This is a genomic window from Exiguobacterium artemiae, from assembly GCF_033342815.1.
GTDB classification, from domain to species: Bacteria; Bacillota; Bacilli; order Exiguobacteriales; family Exiguobacteriaceae; genus Exiguobacterium_A; species Exiguobacterium_A artemiae_A.
In genome coordinates, this window is the sequence record NZ_JAWPEN010000001.1 from 13,544 (window position 1) to 28,480 (window position 14,937).

Below are 14,937 nucleotides of genomic sequence, written 5' to 3' on the forward strand. Positions count from 1 at the left end.
AAATGTCTTTTTTATTTATACTTCCATGATGATCGGCATGATCATTGGATGACGTTGTGTTTTTTCAGTCAGGTACGGTGTCAATGTATCATTGATGACTTGTTTGATATCCGTCCATTTTGTGTTTCGGTTCGCTAAAGATTGCTCAAGTGAACGCTTCAACAGACGTTCCGCATCCTTGATCAGGTTACCTGATTCACGCATGTATACGAATCCGCGTGAAATAATGTCCGGTCCTGAAACAAGACGATTCGTTTTAGAATCGAGCGTTACGACGACGACGACCAGTCCTTCTTCCGAAAGAATCCGTCTGTCACGCAGGACGATATTACCAATATCTCCAATTCCTTTTCCATCTACATAGACGGCATTCGCTTGGATTTTACCCGTAATGGCGGCTGCATTGGCATCGAGTGCGAGAACTTCACCGTTGTCCATGACGAAACAGTTTTCTTCCGGTACACCGGCATCCATCGCAAGTGACATGTGTTTTTTCAACATGCGGTACTCTCCGTGAATCGGCATGAAGTATTTCGGTTGCAAGAGACGGAGCATCAACAATTGTTCCTGTTGGCTACCGTGGCCTGATGTATGGATGTCATTCAATTTACCGTACATGACATCAGCACCAGCTTTATACAGTTGGTTAATCGTTTTCCCGACGGAAACAACGTTTCCTGGAATCGGAGAAGACGAGAAGATAACCAAATCATCCGGAATGATGGAAATCTGACGGTGTGTTCCGTTGGCGATCCGGCTAAGGGCTGCCATCGGCTCGCCTTGCGAACCTGTACAAAGAATCGTCAGTTCATTTGACTTGTACCGTTTCATTTCGTTTGGTTCAATGATTGTGCCTTTTGGTGCTTTGATGAAATCAAGCTCCTGACCAATCATCATAACTTTATCCATGCTCCGACCGAAGACGACGATTTTGCGTCCGGCTTCGACTGATGCATTGACGACTTGTTGCAAACGATAGATGTTTGAGGCAAACGTCGCGAAGATGATCCGGCCTTCTGCTTTACGGAAGATGTTTGAAATCGTATCTCCGACGACACGTTCACTCATCGTGAAGCCTTCAATCTCGGCATTCGTCGAGTCAGACAACAGACAGAGAACACCTTCCTTGCCGAGTTCCGCCATTTTTGTTAAATCAGCCGGTTCTCCGACAGGTGTAAAATCGAACTTAAAGTCGCCGGTATGAACGATGTTACCTTGTGGTGTCTTGACGACAACTCCAAACGAGTTTGGAATCGAGTGGGTCGTCCGGAAAAATGAAATACTCGTCTTCCGGAACTTGATGATTGAATCTTCATCAATCTCATGCAACTCGGCCGTCCGCAACAAACCGTGTTCTTCGAGTTTTACTTTAATGAGACCAAGTGCAATCTTTCCGGCATAAATCGGTAAGTTGACTTGTTTGAGTAAAAACGGCAATCCCCCGATGTGGTCTTCGTGACCGTGGGTGATGAAGACACCTTTTACCTTGTCTTTGTTTTTGATCAAGTATGTGTAATCCGGAATGACATAGTCGATTCCAAGCAATTCATCTTCAGGGAACATGACACCGGCATCGATGACGATGATTTCATCCTGAAATTGAACGACGTACGTGTTCTTCCCGATTTCTCCTAAGCCGCCGAGTGCGAAGACGGCTGCTTGATGGTTTTTAACGAACTTCATGCGAACGTTTCAACCTTATAGTCTGGGCTTAGTTTTTCATATTCAAGGAATTCGCCGCTTAACTCACGGATGAATTCGACGTTAATTTCTTTGATGAGGTGGTCAATCGCTGTTCGCACTTCACGAATGTTCTCTCCCTCAACATACATCACTTCTGTCCGTTCCCGTACCGGGGCTTCTGAACGAAGCGGTTGATAAAATACTTTAAAAATCATGTTTAGCAACTCCTTATCAGTCCATTGTTTTTTGTCCTTAGATTAGTATACACGATATCCTACTATTTTTTCATCCTATTCCTAATCCAAGGTCGGCGTAAACGTTAACGCTGTGCTATAATTCCACATGTATCCGGCTGAACAGCCAATTAAAAAGAGAAGGTGAAACCATGGCAAATCAGAAAGTCGTCTTTTTCGATATCGATGGAACCTTACTTCACGATGGTCATTTTGTTCCCGAGTCGACCAAACAGGCAATCAAACAATTACAAGCAAATGGTGTTTATGTAGCTATCGCAACCGGACGCGGTCCGGCAATGTTATCCGGTGTCCGCGAATTACTCAATATCGATACGATCATTGGGTACAATGGTCAAATCGTCGTGCATCAGAATGAGGTCATTTACAGACGTCCGCAACCGATTGCAGATCTTAAGCATTTGACAGAGCGGGCCCATAAAAATGGTCATACGCTTGTTTATCTAGGTGAAACACAAGGATTTTCAACAAAACCGTCGGATCAGTTAGTCCAAGAGTCACTTGGCGAACTGGATATTCCTTTACCGACTTTTAATGACCAGGCGTTTACGACACATGATGTCTTCCAGACGCTCGTCTATTGTACTGCTGAAGAAGAAGCAGAGTACACTCAGAACTATCAGGCCTTCGACTTCATCCGCTGGCACCCGAACGCAATGGACGTCATTAATGTCGGTTCATCCAAAGCGGACGGTATTAAACAATTTCTGAAGCTGACCAATATCCGACGCGAAGATACGTTTGCTTTCGGAGATGCGTTAAATGATTTAGAAATGTTGCGTTATGTCGGAACCGGCATCGCGATGGGCAATGGTCTTGCCGAAACAAAAGCAGCCGCCGATTTTGTCACCAAACATATTCTCGAAGACGGCATTGAACACGGTCTCAAAGAATTTCAACTTATTTAACTACTCAAAAGGCCGAGGAATCATTCCTCAGCCTTTTTTGATATTAATTTTTCACTTTATGAATGGCCCGCTCCAAGCGGTCCAAGTCATCGTTTTCTCCAATGACGACGAGGTAATCCCCTTTTTCAATCAATTCATCCGCTTGTAAGGAGATCATGACGGTCTCACCACGCTTGATGGCCACGACGTTCGCACCGTACTTGCTTCGTAAATCCAGGTCAATCAACGTCTGATTCGCCATCCGGTCACTGACTTTGATTTCGACAATCGAGAATTCTTGTGATAGATCGAGATAATCTAAAATATTCGAACTCATCAATCCGTTTGCAATCCGGACCCCCATGTCCCGCTCAGGGTGGACGATGAAGTCCGCACCAATTTTACGCAATACCTTTTCATGGTAATCATTCGTCGCCTTGACCGTAATCGACTGGACACCCAGTTCTTTTAAAATTAAAGTTGTCAAAATCGATGCTTGGATGTTTTCCCCGATCGCAACGATGACATGATCAAAATTACGGATTCCGAGACTCTTTAGAACGTTCTCATCTGTCGTATCTGCAATGACGGAATGCGTCGCAATCCCCATATATTCATTCACACGTTCTTCATCCGAATCAATTGCCAAAACATCATACCCGTTTTTCGACAACTCTCGAACAATCGATCCCCCGAAACGCCCTAAACCGATTACTGCAAACTCTCCATTCATGTTCAACTCTCCTTCACATTTCTGCTTCAGTAGTAGTGTACCCGATTCACTTCTAAATTACTATGAACGCTTTTACAATGCAGTTTCCGGTTCTCCCCACCTTAAAACGACTGACAAATCCGATCAAAAAAAGGGCCGACTCCAAAAGAAATCATTTGATTTTTCACGCCCTTCCTATAGGAGTCGTGCGAGCGCGTGAGTTCTACATTAAACGAGAAAAGGGCGGCAGAATTGAATCTGCCACCCTTTTCTTTGATTACGTGATAGACGTTCTGCTTACTTTGCTTTTTTCCCGCTGACATAATCGTTGTCAAACAGGAACAACCGTAAGATCAAATACAGTGCAGGAATCAATAACATCAGTCCAAAAATGAAGACGACGACAAGTGCCGTAGCCATCGTTTCGTTAACGACCGCTTTATTGATATCGATGTACGGATAAAGAATGTACGGAAGGTGTGTGTATCCGTATCCGAACCAGGCAACACCGTATTGCGCCATCACGGCAATGAAAGCAATCCCGTAGTTTTTCTTCAAGTAAACAAGTGTGACAGCGACGCAGAAGAATAGGAAACTTGCTGCGAACCACCACCAGTTGCCGTTTAAAATATTTTCATAATGCCATGCCGCCTGATTTTTTAGTCCGAAGAAGACTAATGCACAGACCACAATTGTCGGGACACTCCAGAACAGCGCCCATTTCCGAATCAATGGTGTTGCATTCTCGTCCTTTGCTTTATCCGCATAGAACAACAGGAACATCGCGCTGATATAAAGAACCGAGACGATGGCGAGCGCAACGACCGTCCAAGAATAAAAGTTCGTGAACAGCTTCGTCCCGAGGAATTCGACGGTCTCATTTGTTTTCCGGATGAAACCGCCCTGACTGATTGTCAGTGTCGTCGACATCGCTGCCGGAATCAGCAGTCCTGTCGCTCCATATAAGAACGTATAGAACATGCTGTCGTTCGAACCGTAGTTGGCAAATGCGTAAAAGCTACCGCGAATTGCAATCAATACTAATACGATCGAAGCCGGAACAAGTAAAGCCGTTCCGTAATAATAGGCCGTATCCGGGAAGAATCCGACAAGTCCGACGAAGAAGAAGACGAAGAAGACGTTCGTCACTTCCCAGACCGGAGAAAGATAACGGAGAATCAAACGGTTCGTCAGATGATCCCGTTTCGTATATTTTGAATAAAACGCGTAAAAACCGGCACCGAAGTCAATTGAGGCAACGATGAGATATCCATAAAGGAACGTCCAAAGTACGGTTATTCCAAGTGTTTGAATGTCCAACTCGTTCCCTCCTTATTTGTTGTCGTCCGCAAACATCGCTTCACCACGTGTGTGATGATCATCCGCGAGTTCTTTGCCGACTGGATTATTTTTAAACATCCGGAGCAAGACGACTGTACAAATCGTTCCGAGCAACAGATAAAGTAAACTGAATAAAATCAACATCGGTCCGACGGCCGTCGAAGTCGTTGCTGCATCAGCCGTTCTCATAATACCATAGAGCGTCCAAGGCTGACGTCCGATTTCCGCATACATCCATCCTGCTTCGATCGAGATGATGGCAAGTGGTCCACCGATGAAAATACCGCGCAGTAACCATTTGTTATACGGGTTCAATTTTTTGAGTCGGAATGCCAAGATGAACAAGGCTGAGATTGCAGCCAGGTACATACCGATCGATACCATGATATCGAAGAAATAGTGGACGAACAGAGGTGCCTGATCTTCTTTGGCGAATTCATTCAAACCGATGACCTCTGTATCCGGCGCTCCCCCTGCGAGAATGGATAAAGCATACGGAATCTTGACAGCACCTTTGATTTCATAGCTGCCGTCCGCCTGTTCATCCAAAATACCACCGAAAATCAATTCGGCTTCACTTGTCGTTTCAAAATGCCATTCTGCCGCTGCGAGTTTTTCAGGCTGGTATTTCGCCAGGTATTTCCCGGAGAAGTCACCGACCAACGCTGTCGAGAAGGCAAAGATTAAACCGGCCATGACAGTTAAGCGAAGTGCTTTTTTGTGATAAGCCGTTTCTGCTGCCGACAAAGTTTTCTTGCGCAACAGATGAAAAGCAGCGATTGCCGCCAAGATGAAGGCAACCGTCAAGTAAGCAGATACGATGACGTGCGTTGCTTTCGTTGGTGTCGCCGTATTGAACATCGCTTTCAACGGTTCGATCTGCGTCAACGTTCCGTTAACGATTTTGAATCCTTCCGGCGAGTTCATGAATGAGTTGACCGTCGTGATGAAGAAGGCAGATAATGTTGCGCCGATGACGACGGGAATCCCGATCAACCAGTGCAACCATGGATTTTTAAAGCGATCCCATGTGTAGAGATAAATACCGAGGAAAATCGCTTCAAAGAAGAAGGCGAAAGTTTCCATGAATAATGGTAAGGCAATTGTTTGACCGGCTACTTGCATCAAGGAAGGCCATAAGAGCGACAATTGTAATCCAATCGCTGTTCCGGTTACGACACCTACCGCTACCGTTACGATATAACCGCGCGTCCAGCGCCGTGCCAGAAGAATATAGTCTGAATCTTTTCGTTTAATACCGATGTACTCAGCTGCGAGTACCATCAATGGAACCCCTACCCCAATCGTCGCAAAGATGATGTGGAATGCTAATGTGAGCCCTGTCAATAATCGACTGAGCATGACTGGATCATTGAACATGTGTATAGCCCCCTCTTTCTAGACGTACTTCTATATATTGTTTATATCCGTATCATAGAGAACATAATCATTTGTGTCTGTTTTAAATGTCTGATGTAACAAATTGTTCACATATACTCGTGATTTATTTCACAAAACGTTCGAAAACTGTTCTCTTCTATAAAATGAAAGCCCTTTATCCATTTTTTTCATGAATAAAGGGCCGCTTGTCACGTATTTTGTTTAGACGTATTCGCGGAAATAATGGTCCAGTAAATTGATTACGAAGGGGATGGCCTCTTCATCCGGATTCAAGGTCGGTTGATGTAATCCGGATGTCGCATTGTTCACCCCGAGCCAAAACATCATGCCGGGAATTTCTTTTAACATGAAACCAAAATCTTCTCCCGTCATAGCGGCATCACACTCAATGTAGTTGGCATTCATTTTGACGAAGGATGAGAATTTATCGACGACTCGTTGATCGTTGACGACTTCATAATAGCGATTTCCGAACTGCAGATCGATTTTGACGCCGAATGAAGCTTCGATGCCACGGATGATATCCCGGACACGTTGCTCTAACTTTTCCATATCTGTTCCGTTGAGTGCCCGCATCGTTCCGTCAAGTAACGCCCGACCGGCAATGACATTCTCCCGGATTCCCGCATCTACTTTCCCGATCGTAATGACACTGCAGTTCATGGGATTGATCGAGCGGCTGACAATCGTCTGAAGCTGCATGATTAACGCTGCCTGCGCAACGACTGTATCAATCGTCAAATGCGGGAACGCAGCATGACCGCTCTGTCCATAAATCGTGATATGAACTTCCCGTGCACTTGCAAACAAGACACCCGGACGGCTGGCAATCGTTCCGACCGGATACTCCGGCGCGACATGCAGACCATACATCTCGCTCGGACGATACTTTTCAAACAACGGACTTTTAATCATCGGTTCTGCTCCACCCGGACCTTCTTCAGCTGGTTGGAAGAGGAAAACGACATCATCCATGATCGGCAGTTCAACGATTCGGCGTAACAGACCGAGGGCAATCGATGCATGCACATCATGGCCGCAGGCATGCATGAAACCCGGATGCTCGGAACAAAATGGCAGCCCCGTTGCTTCTTCAATCGGTAATCCGTCGATATCCGCCCGGTATCCAATCGTCCGATTCCCGGTTAGTCCTTTCACACGGACAAATACTCCTGTTTCGAATGTATCGTAACTGACCCGATCTTCCGGATATGACCGGATTTGATCAAGGATAAATGCTTGCGTTTTAAACTCCTTAAAACCAGGTTCCGGTATTTTATGAAGTTCTCGGCGCATTTCAATTGCGTATTCCATCTGACTGACTTCCTCCTTCTTCTTTGACAATGTCCCAAAACGCTTGGACTTGTTTTAATTCAAGCATCGACTCCGTTGAGAGAATCCACGTGTCCCGCTTTAAAATTTTACCGGATGACGTTTTGAGCGGAATCTGCATCACTTCACTCGCTTCATGGATCGTCGATTCCGGCAAGATGGCAAAACCAATCCCGTGAAGTGCCATCTGTTTACACGTTTCAATCTGATCGACGACGAGCGTTCGGGCCGGCGGACTCGAAAAGCGATCCTGCCACCATTCTAAAATTTCCTGATAATAGGTCGAATCGCTCTTGAACTGGATAAACGGACGTTCCGTCTTCCGGAGTTGCTCCAGCGACGTCAATTCACTGTCGACTAAATACAACGGATCAGAAAACAGCCGTTCCTTCACACCTTTCCAATCGGGATTTCCGCGGATGATACCGATGTGAAAATGCTCTTCCAGCATATGACGCATCATTTCACTCGACCAGCCTGTGACCAATTGGACACGGACGTGCGGATACCGTTCGACAAATCGTTTCAGAACACGGGGAAGCCAGTATTGTCCCATAATGGACGCGACGGCAATCCGAAGTGTCCCGTAAACGGCTCCTTCTTCTGCCGTCAATTCACTTTTAAGCTCCAGTTCTTTCCGGTTCATCTCCTTGGCGAGACCGATGACTTTTTCGCCTTGCGGAGTAATACTCAGCCCACGGGATGAACGAATGAACAGCTTTGTTGCCCAACGCCGCTCGATTGCGACCAAACGTTGGCTGAGGGCAGGCTGCGATACAAAAAGACGTTCGGCTGCCCGTCTCATGTTCAATTCTTCTGACAACGTAATCAACATTTCCATTTCCGACACTTGCAATGTATGATTCGACTCCTCATGATATAAGATGGCATTAGTTTAACACGTTAGAGAGGAAGGTACATATGTCACGGTATCATTTTATGTTGATCGTCTCAACGGTCGCTACTTTAGGCAGTCTGTATTTCAGTGAGGTCCGGGGGTTCATTCCTTGTCCATTATGTTGGTGGCAACGTCTGTTCATGTATACGACCGCCATCTATCTGCTCGTATCCTTGTTCCGCAATCGCCCGGTCGACGGATTTTTCCTTCGCTTGTATACATTACTTGGGTTCGCAGTTGCGGCCTACCACGTCGTACTCGAACGATTACCGGACGGAGAAGCGCTCTGTACGAACGGTTGTCTCATCAAATGGGTTAATTATTTTGGCTTCCTGACGATTCCGATGATGAGTTTGATTGCGTTCACTTTATTGGTCATCCTTGCTTTCTATCCAACACAAAAAAACGCTCGATGAGCGTTTTTTTTATTTCCAAGTCGCTGCCACGTTCAACGCGCTCGAGAAGGATAACTCCGATAACTGCCCTTCCCCTTCACACCAATCCCCGACAAACGCCATCGTCTCCTTTGGTCCGTCCTGCATAAAATTAGGTAAGCCGCTTTGTCCCATCTTCCATTTGATTTCTTGAACGATTGCCCGTTTCATTGTCCGTTCGACGACCAGACGTTCCTGCCATGTTGGATAATGTTGATCAAGGAGCCGGTGAATGTGTTGGACCTTTTCCGCCAGATAATCCGGATTTCCGACTTCTCTGTGGGCAAGGTAAGCAACAACCTGCAAGACTTGACCGTCTTTCGGCGCGATACTCGGATCGTAATGGGATAAATCCGTTACGAACAGTTGATGCGTACGGTCGTACACATATGAAAACGGTGTTTTGAGATATGGACTGATCCCGACGTCGTATACAAGAACTTCCACCGGTTCGTACTGCGCAAAAGGTTCGATGAAGGATTGAACGGATGCCGGCAATGCCAGTTTCCGCATGTCCCGGGGTGGAAGCGCCAAGACAACCCGGTTCACAATCCATTCCGTCTTTTTCCGGTCACGTAACTGATATCCTTGTTCATGTTCTTCAATCGCCGTGATTTTAGTTTTCCGATGGATGGTTCCGCCTTGTTCTTGGATGACTCGTTCCAGTTCATCAATTAAAACTTGCCATCCTCCGGCGATATAAGAAACCGGTTTTCGTGTCCGAAAAAGTTTACGGTAATAGTCAAAATAGACGACTGACGGAATATTTTCCGGTTCGGTCGTAAAAAAATTGCTGGAGGCCAGATCAAGCATCAGACGGGACACATCTTCCTCCGTTTTTTCCCGTATCAACCATTGACCAATTGACAACTCCGGCTCCCCTGTTTCAAGCCGGAGAACGGTTTTCACGACTTCCCATGTAAAACGAAGTTTATCCGTTCCGCCTATCACTTCTGTTTTTAAGAGACCAATTGCATTGGCCGGAGCAGCCGTTAAATGACCGGAAAATTCGTATTTTGCTTTTGCCGAAGAAAAGTCTAGCCAGGTAATCTCTAATTTTAGATTTTTTATGATCGTCTTTAAGACGGACTGATCACGCCCGTATATCGCATGCGCCCCGTAATTGAACGTATAACCTTTAATACGTTGCGAGGTCGCTCTGCCGCCTAACATCGCGGCATCATACAGTTGTACCTGTTTCCCTTGTTTCGCAAGCAAGGCAGCAACGGATAACCCTGCCAGTCCACCACCGACGACTGCTATCGATTCCATTCTGTTCCCTCCAGTCCGCCTCTCTTATTCAATGGTTTGTTTTAACTCTTTTCCCGCTTTTCAGACGAAAAAAACGACAGCTCTTTCAGCTGTCGTCCGCATGTCATTCCTTATTTCCACCACGTATCCAGGGGTGAAACCGGCATATGGTGTTTATGGCCAACCCGTTTATACTGAGCTTCGAGTTTCTCCTGACTTTCAGCGGAGATGGTTTTCCCCTCCAAGTAGTCATCAATTTCATTGTACGTCATGCCGAGTGCCTGTTCGTCCGGCAACCCCGGCTGATTATCTTCTAGATCAGCTGTCGGTACCTTTTCAATCAGTCCTTCAGGTGCCTGTAATTGACGTAACAGTTGTTTTCCCTGTCGCTTGTTCAAACCGGTCAATGGCGTCAAATCACAAGCTCCGTCCCCGTGTTTCGTATAAAACCCGGTCACGAATTCAGCTGCATGATCGGTTCCGACGACGAGACAGCCGTAATGGGCCGCTATATCATACTGTACTTTCATCCGTTCCCGCGCTTTTGTATTTCCTTTACTAAAATCAGACAAGACGTCTCCTGTCGCTTGTTCAAAAGAAGCCATGGAAGCAGCGACGGCTGGCTTGATATCCACTCGTAACGCATGATCCGGACGGATGAAGGACAGGGCCAGTTGCGCATCCGACTCATCTTGTTGTTGACCATACGGTAATCGCACAGCGTAGAATTGATAATCGCGATTCGTCTCACTGCGTAACTCCTCAACCGCGATTTGACAAAGACGACCGGCTAACGAAGAATCTTGTCCTCCCGAGATTCCGAGAACAAGTCCTTTTGCTCCTGTATGCACAAGATACTCTTTTAAGAATTGAACGCGTTGCTTAATCTCTTCTTCAGCATCAATGACTGGTTTAACTCCGGTCACTTGAATGATTTCCTGTTGCATGAAAACGTCACACTCCTTCATTTTTCATCATGTCTTCCTTAGTTCAAAAGCTCACTTTCCGCTTTCGTGATGGATGTCGATTGATCCTTCACCTGTCGGATGGTCATCGCTTCAATCCGGGTCGGATGACTGGAAGCCGGAAGCTCGACTTTTACTTCGTACCGTTTGGTCTCCAGTCCTTTAAACCGTTCTTGTTCGATGGCTTGCGTAAATACCTGCTCTTGCGAAAAAGTATACAGTACTTTTTGATCCGCATCCTTGATTTTCAATTCAAACCGTTGGGATGTCGGGAATGTCAGAGTCAATGCTTGCTCATTCGGATTCTTTAATTCCACGACAGCCAAAACCTTATTGGATTCGAACTGTTTGCCGGACACCTTGATTTCAATCGGTTGTACCGTATCGTTTTGTGTCACTGACTTCTCCTTTGCCTGCTGCTGGTTACACCCGGCCAAAATCAACGTCAGGGCACATACACACGATATCCGTATAATCCATTTCAAAACAACGCCCCCTCTCTTCTCACTTAACAATTTTAGCACAAAAAAGAGGCACGATAAGGTTCGCCCTCATCCTGCCTCTTCGATTCATAAATTAAGCAACCGGAATCGTTGCTGTCATTTTTGATGGAGAAAATAATTGTTCGATCCCCGTCACAAACAATTCATCGCAAATGGCATCCGTTGCCGTTGCAGGTGCCACGAGTGTAATCGTCCGGCTGTCCACTGTCTCAATCGTCACGAACACTCCTGAAGCTGTGCGTTCTTTGTACCCTACCGCTAAGTCTGTTTCAGCAAAAAGTATCATATCCCCGAATCTCCTTTGTTATGTCAGATGTCAGTCAAACCAAAATAGCTGTTTGAATTCGAATCAGTTATTGTGATTTCACTTTATCAAAACAGAAAAAACACCGGAAAATTCTCGTTCGACATTTCGTGTCAAAACTTTATTCCAAAAAATACAACCATTTTTTGGAACATCGAGATAGTTGCTGTATACATCTTTAAAATGGCGTTTTATCAACACATTTCAATTCCATTTCAAAACCATTACAAAATAATATTCATTTTTTCCCATATCTCTTAGTTAGAAGGGAAAATATACCTAGACATCTTACTTGTTATTTTGTCGAATGGTTCTTCACACACCGTTTATTTGAGGTTCTTATGAACTTTCACCTGACATTCGATTCATTTGTTGCCAAACCGTACCTAGTGCTTCTTCCCCACTTTCAATCCGTGCCAGTGCGAGTTCCGCCTGAAGCGCGACTTCATATTCCTTATCTTGCACGGCTTCTTTTAGGCGTGGAATCGATTGTTCCGTTCCGACATCAAATAAAAAGCGTGCCGCACGCCAACGGACCAGTTTATTTTTATCCGTTAAAGCTTCCATCATCATTACTTCTGCCTCCGGCAAGGCCCAGTCGGAAATCGTATCTCCGGCGGTTCGCCGGACACTGCTTGAAGGATCGTGCAAGGCATTCGTAATATAGTCCAATAGTTCCAAACGATTTTCTTCGAACATGCCAAGTTTGACGACGGCTTGTCTTCTGATTTGCATCTTTTCATCCTGAAGCATCTTCGTATAGGCCGGAACCCAGTCCAGTTCGATTGGCAGTTCGTCAAGCGCTGCAAAACGCTGTTTCCAATCGGACGAAGTTAACGCTTGTCCGTCAAATGTCACTTCTTCTCCAGAAGCGATGGTTTTTAAACGGTCAATCCGCTCTGATGGATATGCGACTTCAATTTCTTGGGCCACTTCCGCCAAACTTTCATCCAAATCACCGTAACGCGGGGCCTGTTCAACCCACCGGCGGTCACTGATGACATTTTTGACATAAGGCTGAACGAATAGTGCGGCTTCCCGGAACCGGTCGGGTAACCCGTGACGTTTTTCTTCTAACCCTTTAACTCCCTTTAGCTGCATCGGTACGCCTAAAATAAATTGAATAAACAGATGAACAGGCTCAAATGCCTCATCCGTTTCATGTCGTTCGACATCACTGAGTATTTCACCAAACGACCGGCGAATCTCGATGACTAGCATTCGCCAATCATATTTCGGAAACCGTTCGACAGCTAAAAAATCACTGACTTGATACACTGATTTAATGCCTGGAATCTCCAGTAATTTTGCGACGTGGTCCGGTGCACCGAATGCATGTTCAAACGTTTGCCCCTTCTCCGAGAACGTTTCATCGACGATGACCTTCATGTTGTTCGGACTTGGTGTTGGTTCAATGGCTATAATCTTCATCTTAATCCCTCCCCCTTTTATCATTCAGAAATTCGTTTCAAAATGCAACGCATACGCTTTTGTTTTCAAATCCTTTCGAAAAGAAGCAAGAAAGCGCCCACCACGCGGTGAACGCTTATCGGCAAGACTGCGTTTACGCATGTTCTTCCGAGAAAACTTCTTCTAGAATCTCACAAAATGCATCAGGTGTCTCGAGCATACCCATGTGGCTGCTGTCCGTCGATCGCTTGATGATCTGCTCGTTTTGAGGTGCAAACGCACTGTCTTCTGAAATTAACGGATCCTTCTCACCATGGATAATCACTCCCGGAACGCTCGTCCGGCTTAAGACCGGTGTCAAATCTCTTCGGTCACGCATCGCTGTCAGCGCCCGAATGGCTCCTTCGACCGTCATCATGTAGCCGATTTCCTTTGCTTCTGAGACAATCATCGCATCTGTTCCTTCTGCAAACAACCCGGGCACTAATCCGTCAACGAATTCCCGCACACCGATTTCCTGAACCCGGCTGATATTTTGATTTCTTTTTTGTTTAGCGTCGTCTGTATCTGCTTTAGCGGTTGAATAGACAAGTCCAAATCCGCTGATTTTTTCCGAATACGTTTCGACAATCGATGAGACGATGTAACCTCCGAATGAATGACCGATCAAAATAGGCCGTTCGATACCTCTTCGTTCCAGATCATCCATCACCCATGAAGCAAATCCTTCAATTGTATCAGGACCGACCGATTGTCCTTCATGCCCCGGTAAAGCAAGTACGAGTACATCAAATGACAAGCGCAGTCTCGCTTCAACCCGACTAAAATAATCTGTTCCTCCAGCAAAACCGTGTAATAAAACAAGTGGTTGTTTTGACATTCAACTAGTCATCCTTTCCATTCCGATGCAAGCATTCGGTATATCGTTAAATCCATGAATCGTCCATGACTGTAAGCATAGTCTTCAAGTAATCCTTCCGCCTGAAAACCGAGTTTTTGAACCAAGGCATTGGAGGCAATGTTTTCAGGTGCAACCAAAGCACTGATCCGGTGCAAAGCAAAATCTTCAAATCCGTGTGTCAGGACCGCTCGTGCTGCTTCCGAAGCCACACCCTGTTGCCAATAGTCCTGGCTGACTTCAAATCCGATTTCCGCCCGGTGATACTGGGTCAACCAATTATGAAATCCAATCGTTCCAATCAATTGATTCGTTTGTTGATCGGCAATCGCCCACCGGATCGCTTTTCCTTGAGTAAACTGTTCTTTAAAATAACTGATGACATTTTTGGCTTCATACACCGTGACCAGCGGATCAGAGCCGTAATAATACATGACCTCGTCATCCGACAGAATCTTGAATAAATCCCGTGCATCTTTGTTTTCCAATTCTCTCAGGATGAACCGTTCTGTTTTTAGTTCCGGGAATGGTTTTCTCAACCCCCACATACCCAATCACCTCTTTTCTATATTATGCCCGTTTTCAGAAGGAAATACCCTTTTCGCTGCTGAGAAGTTTTGCTACTATTGAACTTATTCACGTTCTGATACGAAAGGAAGTCGCT

At 45.7% G+C, this 14,937-nt stretch carries 16 protein-coding genes; 2 read left to right on the plus strand and 14 right to left on the minus strand.

Annotated elements, in window-relative coordinates; genetic code table 11:
- Nucleotides 1-15 precede the first annotated feature (15 nt).
- Together rnjA and R7V76_RS00080 are read right to left on the minus strand one after the other, a co-directional pair.
- Nucleotides 16-1,683 carry a ribonuclease J1 gene (gene rnjA, locus R7V76_RS00075; protein ID WP_012370883.1) on the minus strand — a complete coding sequence of 556 codons (1,668 nt, stop codon included), beginning with the start codon at nucleotides 1,681-1,683 and terminating at the stop codon, nucleotides 16-18.
- Nucleotides 1,680-1,898, minus strand: coding sequence for a DNA-dependent RNA polymerase subunit epsilon (locus R7V76_RS00080; RefSeq protein WP_012370884.1), 219 nt, complete (start codon nucleotides 1,896-1,898; stop codon nucleotides 1,680-1,682). Before R7V76_RS00080 ends, rnjA begins: the two co-directional genes overlap by 4 nt.
- 170 nt (nucleotides 1,899-2,068) lie before the next feature.
- Here R7V76_RS00080 and R7V76_RS00085 point away from each other — a divergent pair, with 170 nt between their 5' ends.
- A complete protein-coding gene (locus R7V76_RS00085; RefSeq protein ID WP_318090643.1) occupies nucleotides 2,069-2,845 on the plus strand; it encodes a Cof-type HAD-IIB family hydrolase in 777 nt (258 codons plus the stop codon).
- A gap of 43 nt (nucleotides 2,846-2,888) precedes the next feature.
- On the opposite strand, the gene R7V76_RS00090 is transcribed toward R7V76_RS00085, so the two are convergent.
- The 5 genes from R7V76_RS00090 to R7V76_RS00110 form a co-directional block, all read right to left on the minus strand.
- Nucleotides 2,889-3,557 (minus strand): potassium channel family protein, encoded by a 669-nt coding sequence (locus R7V76_RS00090; protein WP_026827892.1) that lies wholly within the window; start codon nucleotides 3,555-3,557, stop codon nucleotides 2,889-2,891.
- A gap of 276 nt (nucleotides 3,558-3,833) precedes the next feature.
- Nucleotides 3,834-4,856 carry a cytochrome d ubiquinol oxidase subunit II gene (locus R7V76_RS00095; RefSeq protein ID WP_290827101.1) on the minus strand — a complete coding sequence of 341 codons (1,023 nt, stop codon included), beginning with the start codon at nucleotides 4,854-4,856 and terminating at the stop codon, nucleotides 3,834-3,836.
- A 12-nt stretch (nucleotides 4,857-4,868) separates the two neighbouring features.
- Nucleotides 4,869-6,257, minus strand: a complete 1,389-nt coding sequence (locus tag R7V76_RS00100; protein ID WP_318090650.1) for a cytochrome ubiquinol oxidase subunit I — start codon at nucleotides 6,255-6,257, stop codon at nucleotides 4,869-4,871.
- 222 nt (nucleotides 6,258-6,479) lie between these two features.
- Nucleotides 6,480-7,592 (minus strand): N-acetyldiaminopimelate deacetylase, encoded by a 1,113-nt coding sequence (locus R7V76_RS00105; protein ID WP_318090652.1) that lies wholly within the window; start codon nucleotides 7,590-7,592, stop codon nucleotides 6,480-6,482.
- Nucleotides 7,576-8,466: a LysR family transcriptional regulator gene (locus tag R7V76_RS00110; RefSeq protein WP_012370890.1), complete on the minus strand. Its 891-nt coding sequence runs from the start codon at nucleotides 8,464-8,466 to the stop codon at nucleotides 7,576-7,578. The genes R7V76_RS00105 and R7V76_RS00110 overlap by 17 nt, the downstream gene beginning before the upstream one ends.
- A gap of 65 nt (nucleotides 8,467-8,531) precedes the next feature.
- Between R7V76_RS00110 and R7V76_RS00115 the strand changes: the two genes are divergently transcribed.
- A complete protein-coding gene (locus R7V76_RS00115) occupies nucleotides 8,532-8,924 on the plus strand; it encodes a disulfide bond formation protein B (RefSeq protein ID WP_318090654.1) in 393 nt (130 codons plus the stop codon).
- Between the two features lie 9 nt (nucleotides 8,925-8,933).
- On the opposite strand, the gene R7V76_RS00120 is transcribed toward R7V76_RS00115, so the two are convergent.
- From R7V76_RS00120 to R7V76_RS00150, 7 genes are all read right to left on the minus strand, one after another.
- On the minus strand, nucleotides 8,934-10,214 hold the full coding sequence (locus R7V76_RS00120; RefSeq protein ID WP_318090656.1) for a protoporphyrinogen/coproporphyrinogen oxidase: 1,281 nt from the start codon (nucleotides 10,212-10,214) through the stop codon (nucleotides 8,934-8,936).
- A gap of 110 nt (nucleotides 10,215-10,324) precedes the next feature.
- Nucleotides 10,325-11,140, minus strand: coding sequence for an ammonia-dependent NAD(+) synthetase (nadE, locus tag R7V76_RS00125; RefSeq protein ID WP_290827108.1), 816 nt, complete (start codon nucleotides 11,138-11,140; stop codon nucleotides 10,325-10,327).
- Between the two features lie 38 nt (nucleotides 11,141-11,178).
- Entirely contained in the window at nucleotides 11,179-11,643 is a 465-nt protein-coding gene (locus R7V76_RS00130; protein ID WP_318090660.1) for a BsuPI-related putative proteinase inhibitor, read from the minus strand.
- A gap of 91 nt (nucleotides 11,644-11,734) precedes the next feature.
- Nucleotides 11,735-11,947, minus strand: coding sequence for a hypothetical protein (locus tag R7V76_RS00135; RefSeq protein ID WP_012370895.1), 213 nt, complete (start codon nucleotides 11,945-11,947; stop codon nucleotides 11,735-11,737).
- Between the two features lie 357 nt (nucleotides 11,948-12,304).
- A complete protein-coding gene (locus R7V76_RS00140; protein WP_318090663.1) occupies nucleotides 12,305-13,396 on the minus strand; it encodes a virulence factor in 1,092 nt (363 codons plus the stop codon).
- Nucleotides 13,397-13,529: 133 nt separating this feature from the next.
- Complete coding sequence (locus tag R7V76_RS00145) at nucleotides 13,530-14,255, minus strand: alpha/beta fold hydrolase (RefSeq protein ID WP_318090665.1); 726 nt, start codon at nucleotides 14,253-14,255, stop codon at nucleotides 13,530-13,532.
- Between the two features lie 8 nt (nucleotides 14,256-14,263).
- Nucleotides 14,264-14,821: a GNAT family N-acetyltransferase gene (locus R7V76_RS00150; RefSeq protein ID WP_012370898.1), complete on the minus strand. Its 558-nt coding sequence runs from the start codon at nucleotides 14,819-14,821 to the stop codon at nucleotides 14,264-14,266.
- Nucleotides 14,822-14,937 lie beyond the last annotated feature (116 nt).

Excerpts from the sequence above, each read along its gene's own strand:
- R7V76_RS00140 (WP_318090663.1), bottom strand. The coding sequence starts at position 13,396 with ATGAAGATTATAGCCATTGAACCAACACCAAGTCCGAACAACATGAAG.
- R7V76_RS00150 (WP_012370898.1), bottom strand. The coding sequence starts at position 14,821 with ATGTGGGGGTTGAGAAAACCATTCCCGGAACTAAAAACAGAACGGTTC.
- R7V76_RS00085 (WP_318090643.1), top strand. The coding sequence starts at position 2,069 with ATGGCAAATCAGAAAGTCGTCTTTTTCGATATCGATGGAACCTTACTT.
- nadE (WP_290827108.1), bottom strand. The coding sequence starts at position 11,140 with ATGCAACAGGAAATCATTCAAGTGACCGGAGTTAAACCAGTCATTGAT.
- R7V76_RS00135 (WP_012370895.1), bottom strand. The coding sequence starts at position 11,947 with ATGATACTTTTTGCTGAAACAGACTTAGCGGTAGGGTACAAAGAACGC.
- R7V76_RS00080 (WP_012370884.1), bottom strand. The coding sequence starts at position 1,898 with ATGATTTTTAAAGTATTTTATCAACCGCTTCGTTCAGAAGCCCCGGTA.
- rnjA (WP_012370883.1), bottom strand. The coding sequence starts at position 1,683 with ATGAAGTTCGTTAAAAACCATCAAGCAGCCGTCTTCGCACTCGGCGGC.
- R7V76_RS00120 (WP_318090656.1), bottom strand. The coding sequence starts at position 10,214 with ATGGAATCGATAGCAGTCGTCGGTGGTGGACTGGCAGGGTTATCCGTT.
- R7V76_RS00090 (WP_026827892.1), bottom strand. The coding sequence starts at position 3,557 with ATGAATGGAGAGTTTGCAGTAATCGGTTTAGGGCGTTTCGGGGGATCG.
- R7V76_RS00105 (WP_318090652.1), bottom strand. The coding sequence starts at position 7,592 with ATGGAATACGCAATTGAAATGCGCCGAGAACTTCATAAAATACCGGAA.
- R7V76_RS00115 (WP_318090654.1), top strand. The coding sequence starts at position 8,532 with ATGTCACGGTATCATTTTATGTTGATCGTCTCAACGGTCGCTACTTTA.
- R7V76_RS00100 (WP_318090650.1), bottom strand. The coding sequence starts at position 6,257 with ATGTTCAATGATCCAGTCATGCTCAGTCGATTATTGACAGGGCTCACA.
- R7V76_RS00145 (WP_318090665.1), bottom strand. The coding sequence starts at position 14,255 with ATGTCAAAACAACCACTTGTTTTATTACACGGTTTTGCTGGAGGAACA.